The organism is Brevibacillus reuszeri, from assembly GCF_001187725.1.
Lineage (GTDB): Bacteria > Bacillota > Bacilli > Brevibacillales > Brevibacillaceae > Brevibacillus > Brevibacillus reuszeri.
This window is the reverse complement of record NZ_LGIQ01000011.1, coordinates 326,208-344,147: the sequence shown is the minus strand read 5'-3', so window position 1 is coordinate 344,147 and position 17,940 is coordinate 326,208. Positions and strand designations below refer to the sequence as shown.

The following is a 17,940-nucleotide window of genomic DNA, read 5'->3' as shown; positions in this document are numbered from 1 at the left end:
GAGAAATAACCGAATATTCTCTATCATAAACCAAATAGCTATTTGATGCACAGATAAGTAGAGGGGAAAACCAAGGCTTATCAATGGTTCTGGAAAAGGGAGCTGCACTAGCAGCTGTCTCTTTTTTTTGGCATGAATCATGCGTATGAGAACAGCAGCTTCACTTAAATGACAAAAGGGAGAGATTTCAGGTGAAAACGAGAAAAGGGTGGATTTTGCTCTCAGTCAGCTTGTTGGTGGCAGCGACTACGTTAATGGGCTGTACCAGCAATTCGAGTCAAACACCGAAAACCAGTGCGGAAGCACCAGAGAATGCCCCGCAAAAGGAAACTACCGAGGCGAAACGAACCGGTGAAATAACGGTGGCACTCGAAGCGGAAGCGACCTCACTGGATCCTTGGAATTCCACGGATAGCAACACGCTGCATATTTTGTCCACGATGTTCGAGGGATTGCTTACGCTGGATGAAGATGGTGAGGTTATACCCGTTCTTGCAACCGATTACAAATGGAGCGACGATGCTACGTCCCTGACCTTTCATTTGCGCAAAGCTGTCCTTTTTCATGACGGTACGCCGTTTGATGCCCAGGTGGTGAAAAACAATCTGGATTACGTTCGCAACAAGGAGCATGGCATGGCAAGGGCGAGCTTCTTTGGCTTCATTAAGGAAATTACGGTTGTAGACCCGTATACGGTAACCGTCACAGCGAATGAACCAGACTCTGCAATGGTTGCTTATATGGCTCATCCGTCTGCCAGCTTCAAATCGCAGAAAGAACTACAAAAGAAGCTCGATGACCCGAATTACAGCTTAGACCGTAATCCTGTAGGGACTGGCCCCTATCAGTTTCACGAATGGAAAAACGGACAGTATGTGAAGGTGACAGCTTTCTCTGATTATTGGGATAAAGGAAAAACGGCAAAGCTCGCATCCATTCAGTTCAAGCCGGTGACGGAGGCAAGTACGAGAGTCAATATGCTCAAAGCAGGTGAGGTAGATATCGTGACGAGCTTGCCGACACTTGATGCACGAAACATGGGGTCTGATCCGAGTTTGGATGTCTATTCGGGTCCGTCACTCAACATGCTCTACGTAGGCATGAATACAAAACTGGACAAGTATAAGGACAAGCGCGTGCGTCAAGCGATGAACTATGCGATGAACAAAGAACAGTTGATCAGCCAGGTCGCTGACGGTTTTGGCACAGCTGCCGATTCACCGCTTTCTCCATTGGTCAAAGGATATTCGAAACAACAAAGCTATGCCTATGACGTGGCCAAGGCCAAAGAGCTTTTGAAGGAGGCTGGCTATCCGAATGGCTTCACGGCGACGCTCTGGACGCGTAACTCTACTGAGTTCGTGGCTATCGCGGAAAATATCAAAATCCAGCTGCAAAATGTAGGGATCAAGGTCGAGGTACAAGCGTATGAGAGCGGCACACTGTTCGAAAAACTGGATGCGGGAGAAGGAACCGATCTGTATATCGGTCGATGGGGCACAGGGACAGCGGAAGCCGATTGGGGCTTGCGTCCAAATTTCGCGTCTGACCGAGTGCCGCCAAACTATAATAACTCGGGCTTCTACATGAACAAACAAGTAGATCAACTGCTAGACGATGCACTGAAAGCGACAAACAGCGACGCGGCGAGGCAAAAATACGACGAAGCACAAAAAGTCATCATGGATGAAGCTCCATGGATTTTCCTGTACGTTCCGGATGTGGTGATCGCGAAGCAAAAAACGGTATCGGATGTTTCGGTTACGCTCGACACTGTCCGCTTGAATAGCGCTTATAAACAGTAGGATGCCTCTGTCATTTTTAGTTTCAGTAGAGAAGGTGTAATGAATGGCAAGATATATTTTCAGTCGAGTTTTGGTTATTATTCCCATTTTGTTGATCGTTTCGGTTCTTTCCTTTTTGTTTGTGCATCTTACTCCTGGCGACCCGATCCGCATCATGTACGGGGCGGATATGGATATGGCCACTTACGCGAAAGTAAAAGAAAAGCTGGGCTTTAATGATCCTATTTATGTGCAGTACGGGCGCTATCTCAGCCAAATTCTGTCGGGAGACTTCGGAGTCTCTTATAAAACAAAGACGAATGTTTCAGAAGAGATCGGCAGAAGGCTCCTCTATACACTGGGATTAACGTTTGCCAGCATGTTTTGGGCTCTGGTCATCGGTCTTATTGTCGGAATTTATTCTGCAGCGAAGCGCAAGTCCCTCTGGGATCGTGTGGGGATCATCGCGACCACAACGATCATCAGCATCCCTGAATTTTGGTTCGGTCTCATGCTGATGCAAGTTTTTGCTGTTCAGTTGGGCTGGCTTCCGACGAGTGGAAGCGGCACGTTTGCCCATCTTCTGCTTCCCTCCATTACGCTCGGATTTGGCGTGGCTGCCATTATTGCCCGCTTTACCCGTTCCAGTGTGCTTGAAGTATTGCAGGAGGATTTTGTTCGCACCGCTCGCGCAAAAGGGCAGAGGGAGTCAGTCATTATTTGGACGCATGTACTTCGAAATGCACTGATTCCGGTGATTACGATGACAGGGCTGCAATTTGGATTCTTGCTGGGGGGAGCGGTGGTTGTCGAGCAGGTTTTTTCTTGGCCTGGTCTGGGATCGTACTTAATCGATTCCGTCCTTGCTCGTGATTATCCGGCGATGCAGGCGCTTATTCTGCTCTTTTCCGTCCAGTTTCTGATTGTCAATCTATTGGTTGATATCAGCTATAGTCTCGTGAATCCGCAAATTCGCTACGAATAACCAAGAGGAGCAGACGTATGAAGAAGACCCACTCTCCCTTTCACTTATTTCTCAAGAAGTTTAGGAAACAAACGATGGCGGTTGCAGCCTTCTGGGTATTGATCGGTATCTTCCTGGTGGGGTTTGCAGGTCCATGGATCACTCCCTATGATCCGAATCGGCCAGTGACTGAACAGTATGCAGAAAAAGGGATCGATCGTGCCAAAGAAATGTCCGGGATGATTCAGGTTACCGGAGTGATGAGCGATGGAACGAAGCGTCCGTTGTCTGATCTTACCCTGCAAAGTGCGAACCGTCAGATTGCCTCTGTCAGTGGTAATGTGAGTGGTTCCGTCAGCGTTACGCCTGTTGGGCAAGGAAGCACGATGGTGGTGATTGCAAAAGACAACGTGGCAACTCAGGTCAAGCTGGACGTATCTATGGAGGATTCTGCTCCAATCGTCAGCGGGCTGCTTCTGCACGGTCCGACTGACGCTGTAAAAAAGGGAGACACTTTTGAGCTTGAGCTGGAGGCTTGGCTTTCCAATGGGGAGAAGCTGGTTGGTGTGGACCCTATTCGCAGCAAGCTTCAGCAACTACGAAAGACAGGCAACTCTAATGCTCAGGAAAATAACGGGTTCTTGTCTGGAAAGAAAAAGAAAGAAGAGCAGCAGATTCAGTACGAATCAACCAATAAAGACGTGCTGCGGGTAAGTAGCGATGGGGTGGTGACTTCGCTTGCGCAAGGAGTTGGCGGGGTGAAGGTATCACTGGGGGCTGTGTCAACGATTGTGCCTGTTGCAGTTGATACTAAGCTGAAGGAGCCTGTACTCGTACAAATATTTCCAGATCAAATGCAGATCCAGCTGCAGGATAGCAGCAAGCATCAGCAGCCGTCTCTTCTACACTGGTTCGGAACCGATCACCAGAATCGGGATATTTTTAGCCGCGTTTTGGCAGGGACACGGGAAACGCTATTTATCGGTTTCGTCTCTGTCGGGATGGGAGCGATCATTGGAACGCTGCTTGGCCTTTTGGCCGGCTATTACGGCAGATGGATCGATTCGATCATTACGCGCCTGACAGATATACTGCTGGCGTTTCCAGGGATTCTCCTTGCGATTGCAGTCATTGCCGTGCTTGGAGCAGGGATGGCCAACATTATTTTCGCCGTAGCGGTTTTTACAGTTCCCATCTTTATTCGCATCGTCAGGGGAAGTGCCTTATCGCTCAAGCAAATGACCTATGTGGAGGCAGCAAGGTCGATTGGTGTGCAAGACTTTGTCATAATCATGCGGCATATTTTACCTGGTATGCTGCCAGTCGTCATGGTTTATTTGACGATGAGAATCGGCACAGCGATCCTGCTTGGCGCGGCTCTGAGCTTTCTCGGATTGGGTGGAGACATTACGGCCCCGGAATGGGGAGCGATGTTAAGTGCAGCCAAAGACAACAGTCGGAATTTGTTCTATCCAACCTTTTTTCCGGGTATTGCCATTGTGCTGACTGTAGTCTGTTTCAATCTGTTTGGTGACGGGCTGAGAGATACGCTCGATCCCAAGCTAAAGGAGTAGAAGCAGGATGAAAAAGCCGATTTTAGAGGTCAAGAAGCTACAGGTGTCTTTCGCAAAAGAAGAGCATCAGATTACGGTCGTCAACGGCGTTTCTTTTGTTGTTCATTCGGGTGAAACGCTCGGGATCGTTGGAGAGTCAGGCTGTGGCAAAAGCATCACGTCCCTTTCCATTATGGGCCTGATTCCAAGACCGCCCGGACGTATTTCCGGTGGACAAATTATTTACAACCACATGGATTTGACTCAATTGTCAGAGGAAGAGATGAGGGACATACGGGGTAACGAGATCTCGATGATCTTCCAGGAGCCGATGACCTCCTTGAATCCTGTTTTTACGATTGGCCGTCAAATCGATGAGATTATTCTCTTGCATACATCTGCATCGAGGCAAGAGGCGAAGCAGATGTCCATCGAGATGCTCGAGCGCGTCGGAATATCACGCGCCGAGCAAATCTATCATAGCTATCCGTTTGAGCTGTCCGGTGGGATGAGGCAGCGCGTTATGATCGCGATCGGAATGGCATGTCAGCCAAAGCTGTTGATTGCCGATGAGCCAACGACTGCGCTGGATGTGACTATACAGCTGCAAATTCTGGATTTGATGAAAAATTTGCAAGCAAAAGAAAACACCGCGATTATGCTGATCACCCACGATCTGGGGGTAGTCGCTGAAATGTGCGACCGCGTTTTGGTGATGTATGCAGGGGAGGTCGTGGAAGAGGCGGACGTGGACGATTTGTTCCATGATCCGAAGCACCCCTATACCATCGGCCTGTTGCTATCCATCCCTTCCACAGAGGAAAAGAAGAGCCGCTTGTATTCGATTAAAGGACAAGTACCGCCAGCGGGGACAATTACCAGGGGCTGCCGCTTCGCGGAACGGTGTGAGCGTGTCTTTGACCGCTGCCTGGAGGAGGACCCAGAGATTGTTAAGGTCGCAGAAAATCATACATGCCGATGCTGGCTCTATGCCTAGGAGAACGGAGGGCAATTTTGTGGAACCACTGGTAGAAGTCAAAGAGTTAAAGGTGCATTTTCCAGTCAAAAAGAAGATGCTGCAAAAAACGAACACAGTTGTGAAAGCCGTCGATGATATCTCTTTTGCCATCAGGCAGGGGGAGACTCTTGGACTCGTCGGAGAATCTGGCTGTGGAAAATCGACTACAGGACGGGCAGTTTTGCAGCTATTCAAACCGACATCAGGTGAAATCAGCTTTGCAGGAAAGAGACTGTCCACTCTAACTGCGAGCGAGATGAGGCAGCAGCGCAAGCATTTTCAAATGGTGTTCCAGGATCCGTTTTCGTCGCTAAATCCACGGCTGACGGTAAAAGAGATTCTCGATGAACCGCTAAAAGCCCACAGGCTGGGCAATGCAGGGGAACGGTCGGAAAAAATTCGCCAAATCATGGAGGTTTGCGGGTTAAATCATACGTTCACTGATCGCTACGCCCACGAATTTTCCGGAGGTCAGCGGCAGCGGATCGGAATCGCACGTGCATTGATCCTCCGACCACAACTCGTGGTAGCGGATGAACCCGTGTCTGCACTGGATGTATCGATCCAATCGCAGATACTCAATCTCATGCAGGATTTGCAAGAAGAGTTCCAGCTCACCTACCTATTCATCTCTCATGACCTTGGGGTTGTGCGGCATATATGTAATCGAGTGGGTGTCATGTACTTGGGGAGAATGGCTGAGCTAGCACCGACCGAAGAATTATACGCCAATCCGCTACATCCTTATACCAGGACGCTGTTATCCGCTATCCCGGTGGCTGACCCGCGATTGAGAAAGGAGCGAATTATTCTGCAAGGGGACGTGCCGTCAGCAGCAAACCCGCCGCGTGGCTGTGCTTTTTCAGGCAGATGTCCGAATGTGATGGAGATTTGCAGGGAAAGCAGGCCGCGTATGCAGCAAGTGACGAGTGAGCATCATGTGGCCTGTCATCTTTATGAATGAGGGGAAAGGAAGCAAAAGATGGGAGAGAAGATAGAAATGAATTTGGCTATCGTCGATGATCTGATCAAGGAGCGAAAAGAACAGTATTTGCAGCAATTGTTTTCATTGCTCAAACAAGAAAGCATCAGCACTACGAATGTAGGGGTCAGAGAATGTGCCCTGCTGCTGAAAGAAATGATGCAGGCCAGTGGCATACAGAGCCGCTTGATTGAAACAGAGGGACATCCCGTTGTTTATGGGGAATGGCTGCAGGCAGAGAATCCATTTACTGTTTTGATCTATGGGCATTATGATGTACAACCGCCAGAACCACTTGAGGAATGGCAGTCACCACCCTTTGAACCAACCATACGTGATGGGAGGATTTATTGCCGAGGGGTGGGGGACAACAAAGGGCAATTGATGGCGCAGGTACTGGCGATCAAAACGTATTTGGACAGCTTTGGTGAGTTGCCAGTCAACGTGAAGCTGGTGTTTGAGGGGGAGGAAGAAAACGGCAGCCCGCATCTCGCGTCGTTCGTTGAGCGGCATAAAGAGCTCTTGGCGTGTGACCTCGTCTACACCTCTGATGGACCGATGCATGTGAGCGGTATACCTTCCGTCGAGCTGGGGGTCAGAGGCATTCTTGGAGTCGAACTGGTAGCACACGGAGCCAAGTGGGATCATCATTCGGGGAATTTGGGAAATATCGCCCCTAATCCAGCATGGATGCTGATCGACCTGCTGAAAACAATGCGCGATGACCAGGGAAGGGTGCTGATTGAAGGCTTTTACGAGAACATCCGTCAGCCAACCACCTACGAGCTTGATTTGTTTCGCAAGCTGCCCTTTGATCGTAAGGAGTTGATCGAGCAGATTGGATACGCGGATATCGAAGAGGATGCCGAAACCTTTTATCGACTGTTATCGTTGGAACCGACCTTCAATATTTGTGGCTTCCATAGTGGATACGGGGGAGATGGCTCCAAAACGATTATACCGGCCAAAGCCAGCGTGAAAATGGACATACGACTTGTTACTGATCAGGACCCGGACGATATTTACCAAAAGCTATGCACCCATGTCAAGAAGCATGCCCCAGCTGTAGAGGTCTTGCATCAGGGGGACATGAGGCCATCACGTACGTCGGCTGAACTGGAAATTGTGAAAGTGGTGGTAGAGGCGGTAAGAAATGCCTATTCCATGGACCCGCTGCTAGTGCCTGGTGTCGGTGGCAGCCTGCCTGATTATGTCTGGACTCAAATTCTCGGGGTACCATCCGTAATGGTTCCTTATGCCAATGCGGATGAGGCGAATCATGCACCAAATGAGAACATGACTGTTGAGTTGTTTTACAAAGGGATTTCGTGTACCTGTCATGTGCTGCATCGATTAGGAGAGTTTTCAAGGTAATAAATATATCCAGTCTAAAACACGTCATGTGGTTTTAGACTGGATTTTCGTTTGGAAGAGGAGGAAGAGTTGTTTCTCGTTTTGTCTATCTAGTCCTGATAGCAATAGTGTAGCTTGGTAAAGGAATTGCGCAGCTCCAGCACTTTGGCTTTGATCACCGCAGGCTTGTCTTTTTCGGTTACCCCGCGAGCGATGAGATCTGCGATGATTTCCATCTCGCTCTCTTTCATTCCGTATCTGGTTACTTCAGTTGTTCCGATGCGCAGGCCGCTCGGATAATCCCAATCTTCCGCATTGTCGCCGGGGATCAGATTTTTGTTCGTGATGATGTTGGATTCTGCCAACCGCTCTGCTACCTTGTATCCGCCTCCGTAATTGCGGACATCCAGGATGACCTGATGCGTCCGGGTATAGCCTTTATGATCGCCCAATACGCGTATCCCTCGTTCATGCAGAGCTTTCCCCAAAGCTTGTGCATTGGCGGCGATTTGGGCCATATAGTCTTTGCCAAAAGCCAGAAATTCTGCGGCGGCAGCGGCTAGAGCGGCGACCCGGTTCACTTGGTGAGTGGCAGCCAGCGTAGGGAAGATCGCATCGGTAATCGGTACGGAAAGCTCTGGATCGTTCCAGACGATGATGCCGCTCTGCGGTCCACTGAACGTTTTTCCAGCTGACCCAGTCATGACGCAAGCTCCTTCGCGCAGTGGGTCTTGGAACTGCCCTCCACCGATGAGCCCGAGCTGATGAGCACCGTCGAAGAAAATTTTTCCGCCCCATTCCGAGACGATCGCAGACATCTCCTTCAGCGGGAAGGGAAACAACGTCAAGGACGCACCGAGAGTGACCAATTTGGGACGAACTTGTCTGGCTACCTTGGCGAAATCCTCCAGGTCGACCGTCAGCTCGATCGGGTCCATCGGCACATCAGTAATATGTAAGCCGCGTACGCCAGCAGGACCGTCCATGCGATTGCTGGAGTGGCCGCCAAATGGCTGGGAGATGGTCATGATCTTGTCTCCGGGCTGAGTCAGAGCGGAGTAGACGGTCATGTTGCCAATCATGCTGGCGACGAGACGATGGTCAGCAAAATTCGCCTGAAATACCTTTTTTAGCAGCTCGACACACAAGGCTTCGATTTCGTCGATGTACTTGGTTCCAGCAAACCATCTTTGCCGGGAGCCGATGTGTCCCTCCGCAGCGCGGGTGCCTACCTCTGACGCCAAAAGCTGACGAACAAGCGGGCTGGCTGGGGCTTCCGGAGCCAGAAGATTCAGGCATTCACTGCCGCGCCAAATCGCATTGCGGCTTACCGCGTTGACGATTTCCTCCTGGACGATTCGAGGCGAAGGACTGTTTTCGATGATTTCCCGTGCTCGTGCAAGTACAGACGTATCGTGGACTTCCCCTTTAAGATCAACCGTGCTCATGCGTGTTACCCCCTACCAAATGGTTTTCAAATCATCCGTAAGTAACCTGCCTAGACTGAGCCAGTTTTCTTCCACAAGTTCAGAAACAGTCTGACCCTGACTGTCTCTCATCGCTGCGATTATTTTTTTGTGCTGGTCAAAGGATTCCAGCCCTTCCAAAGAGCCAAAACGAGCAAACTCAAGCCGTCTGATTTTAGGAACAACCCGTTCGAGCGCGATGTAAATTTCTTTGTTACCAGCAGCTCGTAAAAAAACATCGTGAAAGCCGTCATCTGCCTCGATTGCTTTGACGACGTCTTTTTGTTCGAGAGCGAGATGCAAGCGATCGTTCCATTTCTCCAAGTCGGAGAGATCAGCCTCCTTTACTTGTGTGGCTGCCAAACGTGCCGCTAATGCATGCAGGGCGGCAACTACAGGAAATGCGTGTTTCGCCTCCTCGATGTTGAGTGGTGTTACGCGGGTGAGAGAGCCTGGGATGGACTCGACCAGTCCTTCATCCTCCAGACGTTTGAGCGCTTCGCGAACGGGTGTCCGACTTACCCCGAATTGGGTTGCCAACTCATTGTCGTTCAAGCGCTGTCCGGGCTCCATTTCCAGTGAGACGATGGCTGATTTGAGCGTTTGATACACTTGATCACGTAAAGACAAACGGTTGATGTGTTTAATAAAGGTTGTATTCATAAAACCAATATATTGCATATTGGATGACTGGTCAATTTATAATTTTGAATAGTCTAATAACTTTCATCGAACTTGAAAGCGTTACGAGTACAAAAAAGAAGCGGTTCCGAAGTCGCTAGGACTTCGGAGACCGCCCATCATGTTAAGAAGGAGAACGAAAAACTTACTTCATTTTTAACTGGCGAAGGGTGTTATTAAAAGAATCTACGACCCAGATCGTATTTTGCTGATCGACAGCTACATCGACAGGAAGGTAAAACTGAGCGTTGGCGGGAGCACCACTTTGGCTGCCAAATTTTCCAGCTGTACCTGCCAATGTAGTGACTTTACCGTTATACAGGTAGCGGATTACATGATTCTGACTATCTGCGATCACGAGACCGCCTTCTGACGTCATAGCCAAGCCTCTGGGAAACTGAAACTGTGCTTTGGCTGCGTCACCGTCCGCGTAACTGCCCTCCATGTAGAGGCTGTTTGTTGCGTAGGTCAAGTTCGTATCACCGGCGACTGTCGTTACCTTGTTCTGGGTTAAATCGATATAGCGGATACGCTGGTTTCCTGTGTCACTTACATACAGGTTTCCTTTTGCATCCAGATAGAGGCTGCTAGGCTCATTAAATTTGGCGGAAGCGAGAGGGCCATCCTGAAAATCACCTGCTTTTTCATAATAGCCTGGTGATATCTCGACGAGTCGGGTAGATGGACTATTGAGCGTTGTAACGGCTCCGCTTGGTGTAATTTTGCGTATGATATGATTGAGCGTGTCTGCTACATAGACTGTTCCGTCTTTTGCCACGGCGATATCACTTGGTGAGTGAAAGCGTGCCTGTGAACCTGTGCCATTTTGATAGCCCATGATGCCATCTCCGGCAATCGTGAAGACCCCTTGAGCGGTAATTTTACGGATCGAGTGGTTGCCACTGTCGGCTACATACAGGTTGCCTTGCTGATCCAAAACGATTCCCTCAGGAGATTGAAAGAGAGACTGGTTCAGAGCGCCATTGAAGAGCGTTCCGACTGGAAAGCCTTTTTCATCGGTAGAAATGGTCACCCCAGCGTAGGTAGAGACAGCTCCTTGGAACAGCTTGCGAATCAAATGACTTTTCGTATCAGATACATAAACGGTTCCATCCGAATGAATGGCGATTCCCATCGGAGTACGAAGCGATGCGGACAAAGCCGCACCGTTATCCTCTCCAAATTGACCGTTTCCAGCGATTGTAACTACTGAAGGTGCAGCAGGAGCTGTCTGTAAGGCAGCTTCTGCGTGTGCTGGTGTAATCCCCGAAGTATGGACGGTCAACAAGCCTAGCGCCAGGGAAGCAATCCATACAGTCCATTTTTGTCGTTTCATATGATTTGCTCCTTTGAAATGCTTCGAAATGATGAGAAAGCTGTACGTAGGTTAGATCCGTGGAATGGTTATAGCTGTTGTTTGTCCGGAAACTAATGGACTTGCTGCATCAGTAGGCCATGCCTCGATGGAAATGGTATATTGCTTGTTTGTTTCTAACCCCTCAAAGGTATAGGAAGATTCGCCAGATGCGACTGTTCTCACGTCTGTCCTGTTGTCATCTAGATAGAGATGGTACTCTCCTTCGAATGTGACAGGATTCCAAGTAACGCGAATGGATGTTGCTTCTGGAAAAGATTGCAATTCGATTGCCGGTGGAGCTTCAGCATCAGTTCTGAACTCTCTCACGCCTCTGGCGATCGGTTGCAGGAAGCTGTTCAATGCCTCAACCATCAAGGTGTAGGGCGTATCTGGCTCTAGACCAGGCAAGCTAAGGACTTGGTCGGTACCGTCTTCAATCGTGTACGCAGACTCGCTTAAAAGAGAACTGTTCAAGTGGACACGATAGGAAGCCGTATCTGTTATTTTCGCCCATTTGAATGTTGCAGAGCTGGTTGAAATCTCACCATTTTCAATAGGCAAATCGACTACCTCTGGTTCAGGGTGTTCTGGTGAGCCTGTAGTAGACCAGGACGATTCTGCGGAAGTAATCAGGGTTTCCGGAAATCTCTTCCAAGCTTCAACATAAAATGTGTATTCTGTCCCAGGGCTCAAATTCAGAAAGACATGTGACAGATTAAAAGAATCAAATGGAACCGTCTTCTTTAATACCTTTATATCTCCCTCACGCAAATATACCCGATATTCACCGTTGTACTGACCTGGCTGAAGATTGGATTCCCATGAAATCATGATAGAATCAGGTCCTGACTCTCCAACTGAAATTGTGATTTCAGGAGGAAGATACTGTGTTTTAAACGTGAGAAAGCCTTGACCAATCCGCTTGGAACTCGCATCCAATGCGTATACGCGGAGAGAGTAATTTGTTGCAGGCACCAGATCGTGCAAGTAAAGAGTACTGGTCCCGTCCGGTGTTGTCTCGATACTCGGAAAAGGTACTTGCTCATTATTTACATACACTTCATACGTTTCTGTCCCAGCAGGCTTAGTCCAAAAGAATGAGGCAGAATCGGTAGCGAGCTCCCGAGTATTGATTGTGAAGGACGTTGCCTCTGTATTTCCGAGAGTAGAGGCAGTTGCTTTTCCACCGTCCCTGGGATTATCCCATCCTCCTGGCCATGCTTCTACATAGAGCGTGTAGGATTTGTTTGGCAGAAGCCCTGTAAAGCTGTATTCCAGAAGCGAGTTAGCATTTACGGAAGCTTTGTATTCCTTTGCTCCGCCCTCACCGATATAGAGACGGTAATGATCTCCATTTGGATATGGTTCAAAGGAACGCGACCATTTAATCGTCAGGAAGTCTGCTCCTCGATCGGTTACATCTACTTGAATTCCAGAAAATGAGCTAGTAGTAAAGGTACGGGAACCCTCAGCAATCTTCTTTCCTGATCCATTGAGAGCTTCAATTTTTACCGAGTATCTCGTATCGGGATCAAGGTGGTATAAATAGAGATAGCTCGTATTGGCATCCCAATTGCTTTCTACATAAAAATCGGATTGCTTTCCATTCAGATAGACCTTATAGTCCGCGGTACCCACTGGAATAGTCCACTCCAGATCTGCCATGTCTGTGCCCAGATTAGACAGGGTAATCGGGAAAGTCTTGATCTCTGGAGGCTTAGGCTCTGGTGGCTTCTGCTCCGTACCGAGCTCAAATGAATTGCTTTGCGCTACGTACTGCGAGCCGTTGTAAAATTTCACCGAGAAAGCTTGAAGCGGAATGGATTGTGTATCTGTTCCCAGAGTAATCGTAAGCCCGCTGTCTCCAACGCGCTCTATGTGTTCAATTGGCAGCCCTGACAAAGCCGTACTTCCGGCAGGAGATACGCCAATTGCATAAGCTTGTGTCTGAATCGGCTGTGAGAAAGCAACGCTGATTCGCTTGCTGTCGAGCACACTTGCTTGTGCGGTACTGTAACTCAATTGGACGGGCTCGCCATCGAGCATGTTGCTCTTTGTGGCATAGGCTTCCAAGCTTTGTCCTGCACCAGGAATTGTTATTGCATCGCCTGGCTTATATTCAACGAAGCGACCGTTTTGTTTTACATAAATCGTTGCTCCTGGCGTCTCTGAGATTAGGTAAATGCTCGTTCCAGTGTCAACTAATCCAGGTGCGGGAGAGGACGTAACTCCACCGACCTTGGCAGCAGCCAAGACGCCATAGGCAGAGAAATGACTCACCTGTGCAGTCGCAGTTCCGTTTGAAACAACGGTGGGAACGGACTCCCATTCCTGATCGCTGTTTTTGTGGAAAACTCCCAGCAGTTCCGGATTAGCACCTGATTGTACGGGAAACGAAATCGTTACAGGCTGGGTAATTTTAATGCCAGCGAATTCAAAATTGATGATTGGGCCTGCCACAGACAAACCACTGTCAGCAGGGAAGGAGGGAGAAAGATTCTCCAACATCACCGTTGCCTTCGGCGGGAGAGTCATCGAGCCAAAATCAAGTATGGTGTTCCCTTGGAAAATCATCCGCTGCTGGTTCAGTGTGACAGGAACACCGAATGGCGCAACTACCTTCAATTTCGCCTCAACTTTTGGTTGATAGCCAGACACGCTGCCATAGTACGTGAAAGTCCCGGTCAATGTGGTATCGGCTTGCTTGTTCCAGCTTACCGCAACATTGCTTTCTTTTCCGTTGCTCATCTTCGCCTGAATAATTCGAGGCAAGGTATACGAGTCGTTCAAAAGTACCTCGGCGGAAATATTCGAAATCGAGACAATGGTACCTGAGTTATCAGGGTCTTTACCGCCACCACCACCGCCGGAATTACCGCCACCGCCCCCGGAGCCACCAGGGCTAGATCCAGGGCTAGAACCAGGGCCGCCAGGGCTACCAGGTGCTGTCGGATTTGCTGGTGAATTTTTATCTACTTGCTCGCGCTCTTTGTTTTTGGCTTCTTCGTTTGCCTTTTTGAGCTGTTCTTGTTGTTCCTTGATCTTGTTCAATAAGTCCTGAGAAAGCTTTTTAGCAAGCTCTTCTTCGCGCTGCTTTTTCTCTTGTTCCGCGAGCTTTTTCCGTTGTTCCTCCAATTCCAGACGTTTCTGTCTTTCTAATTCTTGTTGAGTGCTCCAATCGAGAGACGGTTTCCTGTCCAACTGAATTTTCCTTTGCAGCTCGAGGTTTGCGTCTTTAATGAGTTGCTCTACTTGATCTGGTGTTACCTTTCCACTGTCAAGCGCAACTCTAAGGAGGGAGTTCACCAGAGCGTGCAAATTTTGCTGATAACGTTCCAGATCCTCTGGACTCGTAAGCTGGAGCTGAGTCAGAGGGTCAGTCAATTGTCCTTGTCGTAATGCTTCTAGCTGTTTGGCAATAAACTCGTCATGCTCCTGATCCATTGCCAGCTTAGAGCGAATAATTGCTTGGATGATTTCTGGAGACATCGTGTTAATTAGATCACCCGGTTGAATCACGGAAGACGCAGATGTGGGGAGCGGCACGGATTCAATCGGACGTTCCCCAAAAAATGATCCTTGCATCGCTGGATAAAGATTAACCATCTGGTTTTGATTGGGATTATGGGCTGCAACGACTCCAGCCGCTACTACAATGGTGGACCTACCCGTATTCGGGTCTACGGTAACCAAGAATTGCGTACCTCTCACGCCCATGACTGCAGTAGGGGTAGAAATCGAAAACTGATCTTCCTTTTGAGTCAACGGTTTGGCTTTAATAAACACAGACCCCGACCATACCTTTAAGTCAGTCTGCTTGTTGCTTGCTGCCTGCTGTAGCTCAGAAATATAGACCTCGGTATTCTCGCCAACCGTAATCTCATCTTCTTTATCCGCAATCGATAACACGATACTCGATTTGGTGCTAGTTTTGATCAGATCACCATGATTCAAACTCATGCTTTTAAACGCTTTGTATTCCTTTGTGCCGCCAGCCTTTTTCACTTGCACGGTACCGCTCACACTCTCTACCTTTGCAGTGCGGGAGGTTTCTGCCGCAGAGACTATTTTCATTCCGGAGAATAGCATGCTGCACATGATGACAAGCACGAAAAGGCTACGCCATACTAGAAAACCTGTGTTTCGCCAGCTTCTGATCGTATTCACTTGTAGACTACCTCGCTTTCGCAAATCTCACGACTTTTGCTCCATATCAGGGGCTTTTACATGCCCACACACCTCATACAGCTTGATTCCGGTTGTTTTGCCTTTCATCATCTTTTCGCCAACAAATTGGTAGTCGAAATAGTCCTTGGTTCGTTCAAACGTTGACTCGGAGACTAATACTTGGTTGGCCTGGGCATTGGATTCAATCCGTGCGGCAGTATTTACGTGATCACCGATTGCTGTATAGTCGACACGTAAAAACGAACCGATGTTGCCGACGACGACCTCTCCTGTATTAATTCCAATTCCGATACTGACCTCGACCTCGTATTTTTCCATGATGTCTTTTCGCACCTGCTCCATGCCTCGTTGAATATCAAAGGCTGTTTTGACCGCGTAATATTCGTGATGCGGAACATCCAGTGGCGCATTGTACAGAATCATGGCCGCATCCCCGATAAATTTGTCAATCGTTCCATGGTTTTGGAGCACTTGATTGGTAATCATGTCAAACATCATATTGAGAAAATCAACGACTTCCTCGGGACGCAGTTTTTCCGAGAGCGGGGTAAAGCCGCGAATATCCAAAAACAGGATCGATAGCTCCTTGTTCACACCACCGAGTGGCAACTCTACCTCGCTTCTGGCGATCTGGTTGACCAATTCAGGGGAGATGTACCGTCCGAACTGTTGGGTAATAAACTGCTTTTGCTTCGTTTCAAAATACGTTTTTACTGCAATATTCACGAAAAAGGTAACGTATAAGGCAGTGAGTGGATAGACTACAGATAAATAGATTTGTTCCCTATCAAATAAAATGAATTGACCAAAGATCAGTAGAATAGAGGCTCCAATCACGATCGATACACTATATAGCGGTTTCAAGCGCCACGTATACCAGGTGGTGAAGAAGAACACGATCAGCATCAAAGCGAGAATCAGCCACTTGTCAACAATCGTGATTTTTTGGTCGTGCAGCAGTTGGTTGACGATATTAGCATGGGCATAAACCAGATACATATGGTTATCAACAGGAGTTGGATGCGCATCACTACCTGCCGCAGCCATTCCGACAAGAACAATCCGATCTTTAAAGGTTTCCGGAGGCACTTCTCCGTTTAGCACCATATAAAATGGAATGTTCATAAAGTCTTTGGTAGAGCCATCAAATTTGATCGCCAGCTCAGTTTGTGGATGATCAGTCAAATAGTGCTTCACATCTGCCCCGTACATGTCAGCCACCTGATAGGCGAGCGAAGGAATCTTTCCTTCGGGAGAGTCTAGCATCAGCCAAGTCCGGCGAATGACACCATCATCGTCGAGCACAGCATTGATGTGGGCTGTTTTTGCCGCCTTGTCAATCGGTGGGACGGAGGTTAGCAGCTTTTGTCCTTTAATAAGCTGGTCTTTGGTTACGATTGTCTCTTTGCGAAAAAAATTTTCTAGCTCCACGACAGAGGGAATGATGACATTGTCATGCTTTGCCAGCTCTGCTGCAAAGGCCTCATCGATTGCTGGGTCTTCGCTTTTGGTCCGAAACGTAATATCGAACGCAACGGCCTTTGCTTCGGACAAAGCTTCCAAAAGGGGAATATAGGTATCGCGTGGCCAAGGAAAGGTTCCGATTAAATCGAGAGACTCCTGATCAATGTCAACGACAATAATATCTTCGTGCGGGGCATGAGTCATGGACTTGTTCATGTCATAATCGTAGAAAGCGAAGTTGATCCGCTGTAACGAGTCCCCAATAAAGAGAGTCAGACAAATCAGGATAACGATGAGGTTTCCGATTATGGAGATATTCCAGATGTTTTTTTTCATGAAGTCTCAACCAATCGTTCGATTTCCGCAAGATTGCAGATTAGAATTTTTTTCTTTTTAATTTGAATAAAATCTTGATTTTGCAAATCGAGCAACACTTTGGTCACCGTTTCCCTGACGGTACCTGTCATGTCGGCAATTTGCTGATGAGTGAGCTTTAGATCAATGAGAATCCCAGCTTTTTGGTTCACGCCATGCTTCTCCGTGAGTCTCAGCATCATTTTGATAATACGCGTGCGAACATCCAAAAGCGTTAAATCTGTGATCAATTCATTGGCTTTTCGCAAGCGATCAAGAGCGGTTTCCAGGATTCTCCAGGATATTTTAGGGTTTTGCTCGAGCAAAGCGACGAAATCCCGGCGGTTCAAATAGTAGACGACTGTCTTTTCCATCGTTTTGGCAGAGGCTGAGCGAACCTGTTCATTTTCGAGAACGGCCATCTCGCCAAAAAAATCACCATCCCGAAAGATAGCGAGGATAATGTCACGAATCTCATCATCACGATAAATTTTGACGACGCCAGATTTAATGATGTATAGCTCTTCGCCTGCTTCTCCTTCTCGGAAAATATTCGTTCCCTTTTCATATGTACGAGTGAGGAAGAGAGGAGCGAGCTTTGCCAAGTCCTCATCCTCCAAGTCCTGAAAGAAGGGAAAATGCCGAAGAAAATGCTGTTCAGTCATACCGATAAACGACTCCTTTTCTTACGTATAGGAATTTATAAGTGTTATGCTTATAAATTCCGGAGCGCATGAAAACTTTCCGCTAGACGCGGTCGCTCCTCCTTGAGGAGA

General features: G+C 48.3%; 12 protein-coding genes. 6 read left to right on the top strand and 6 right to left on the bottom strand.

Annotated features, from left to right (window positions below):
- Nucleotides 1-191 precede the first annotated feature (191 nt).
- From ADS79_RS26365 to ADS79_RS26340, 6 genes are read left to right on the top strand one after another with little or no spacing between them, the layout of a single operon-like run.
- Nucleotides 192-1,805 carry a glutathione ABC transporter substrate-binding protein gene (locus ADS79_RS26365; RefSeq protein ID WP_049741435.1) on the top strand — a complete coding sequence of 538 codons (1,614 nt, stop codon included), beginning with the start codon at nucleotides 192-194 and terminating at the stop codon, nucleotides 1,803-1,805.
- 43 nt (nucleotides 1,806-1,848) lie between these two features.
- A complete protein-coding gene (gene nikB, locus ADS79_RS26360; protein WP_049741434.1) occupies nucleotides 1,849-2,769 on the top strand; it encodes a nickel ABC transporter permease in 921 nt (306 codons plus the stop codon).
- Between the two features lie 17 nt (nucleotides 2,770-2,786).
- Nucleotides 2,787-4,322: an ABC transporter permease gene (locus ADS79_RS26355; protein WP_049741433.1), complete on the top strand. Its 1,536-nt coding sequence runs from the start codon at nucleotides 2,787-2,789 to the stop codon at nucleotides 4,320-4,322.
- Nucleotides 4,323-4,329: 7 nt separating this feature from the next.
- Nucleotides 4,330-5,298 carry an ABC transporter ATP-binding protein gene (locus ADS79_RS26350; protein ID WP_049741432.1) on the top strand — a complete coding sequence of 323 codons (969 nt, stop codon included), beginning with the start codon at nucleotides 4,330-4,332 and terminating at the stop codon, nucleotides 5,296-5,298.
- A 19-nt stretch (nucleotides 5,299-5,317) separates the two neighbouring features.
- Nucleotides 5,318-6,283 (top strand): ABC transporter ATP-binding protein, encoded by a 966-nt coding sequence (locus ADS79_RS26345; protein WP_049741431.1) that lies wholly within the window; start codon nucleotides 5,318-5,320, stop codon nucleotides 6,281-6,283.
- 18 nt (nucleotides 6,284-6,301) lie between these two features.
- The gene (locus ADS79_RS26340) at nucleotides 6,302-7,675 is read left to right on the top strand and encodes a M20/M25/M40 family metallo-hydrolase (RefSeq protein WP_236700113.1); all 1,374 of its coding nucleotides are present in this window, start codon (nucleotides 6,302-6,304) and stop codon (nucleotides 7,673-7,675) included.
- 89 nt (nucleotides 7,676-7,764) lie between these two features.
- Here the strand turns inward: ADS79_RS26340 and ADS79_RS26335 are convergent, their stop codons facing one another.
- The 6 genes from ADS79_RS26335 to ADS79_RS26310 form a co-directional block, all read right to left on the bottom strand.
- A complete protein-coding gene (locus tag ADS79_RS26335; RefSeq protein WP_049741430.1) occupies nucleotides 7,765-9,102 on the bottom strand; it encodes a serine hydroxymethyltransferase in 1,338 nt (445 codons plus the stop codon).
- A 12-nt stretch (nucleotides 9,103-9,114) separates the two neighbouring features.
- A complete protein-coding gene (locus ADS79_RS26330; protein WP_049742142.1) occupies nucleotides 9,115-9,783 on the bottom strand; it encodes a GntR family transcriptional regulator in 669 nt (222 codons plus the stop codon).
- A 163-nt stretch (nucleotides 9,784-9,946) separates the two neighbouring features.
- Nucleotides 9,947-11,137: an NHL repeat-containing protein gene (locus tag ADS79_RS26325; RefSeq protein ID WP_049741429.1), complete on the bottom strand. Its 1,191-nt coding sequence runs from the start codon at nucleotides 11,135-11,137 to the stop codon at nucleotides 9,947-9,949.
- 51 nt (nucleotides 11,138-11,188) lie between these two features.
- Nucleotides 11,189-15,325 (bottom strand): fibronectin type III domain-containing protein, encoded by a 4,137-nt coding sequence (locus ADS79_RS26320; RefSeq protein WP_049741428.1) that lies wholly within the window; start codon nucleotides 15,323-15,325, stop codon nucleotides 11,189-11,191.
- Nucleotides 15,326-15,352: 27 nt separating this feature from the next.
- Entirely contained in the window at nucleotides 15,353-17,146 is a 1,794-nt protein-coding gene (locus ADS79_RS26315) for a CHASE2 domain-containing protein (protein ID WP_049741427.1), read from the bottom strand.
- The gene (locus ADS79_RS26310; protein ID WP_049741426.1) at nucleotides 17,143-17,829 is read right to left on the bottom strand and encodes a Crp/Fnr family transcriptional regulator; all 687 of its coding nucleotides are present in this window, start codon (nucleotides 17,827-17,829) and stop codon (nucleotides 17,143-17,145) included. The genes ADS79_RS26315 and ADS79_RS26310 overlap by 4 nt, the downstream gene beginning before the upstream one ends.
- Between the last annotated feature and the right edge of the window lie 111 nt (nucleotides 17,830-17,940).

What these genes read in the sequence shown, in the direction of transcription:
- ADS79_RS26315 (WP_049741427.1), bottom strand. Translation starts at nt 17,146, where the DNA reads ATGAAAAAAAACATCTGGAATATCTCCATAATCGGAAACCTCATCGTT.
- ADS79_RS26325 (WP_049741429.1), bottom strand. Translation starts at nt 11,137, where the DNA reads ATGAAACGACAAAAATGGACTGTATGGATTGCTTCCCTGGCGCTAGGC.
- ADS79_RS26330 (WP_049742142.1), bottom strand. Translation starts at nt 9,783, where the DNA reads ATGAATACAACCTTTATTAAACACATCAACCGTTTGTCTTTACGTGAT.
- ADS79_RS26340 (WP_236700113.1), top strand. Translation starts at nt 6,302, where the DNA reads ATGGGAGAGAAGATAGAAATGAATTTGGCTATCGTCGATGATCTGATC.
- ADS79_RS26310 (WP_049741426.1), bottom strand. Translation starts at nt 17,829, where the DNA reads ATGACTGAACAGCATTTTCTTCGGCATTTTCCCTTCTTTCAGGACTTG.
- nikB (WP_049741434.1), top strand. Translation starts at nt 1,849, where the DNA reads ATGGCAAGATATATTTTCAGTCGAGTTTTGGTTATTATTCCCATTTTG.
- ADS79_RS26335 (WP_049741430.1), bottom strand. Translation starts at nt 9,102, where the DNA reads ATGAGCACGGTTGATCTTAAAGGGGAAGTCCACGATACGTCTGTACTT.
- ADS79_RS26355 (WP_049741433.1), top strand. Translation starts at nt 2,787, where the DNA reads ATGAAGAAGACCCACTCTCCCTTTCACTTATTTCTCAAGAAGTTTAGG.
- ADS79_RS26350 (WP_049741432.1), top strand. Translation starts at nt 4,330, where the DNA reads ATGAAAAAGCCGATTTTAGAGGTCAAGAAGCTACAGGTGTCTTTCGCA.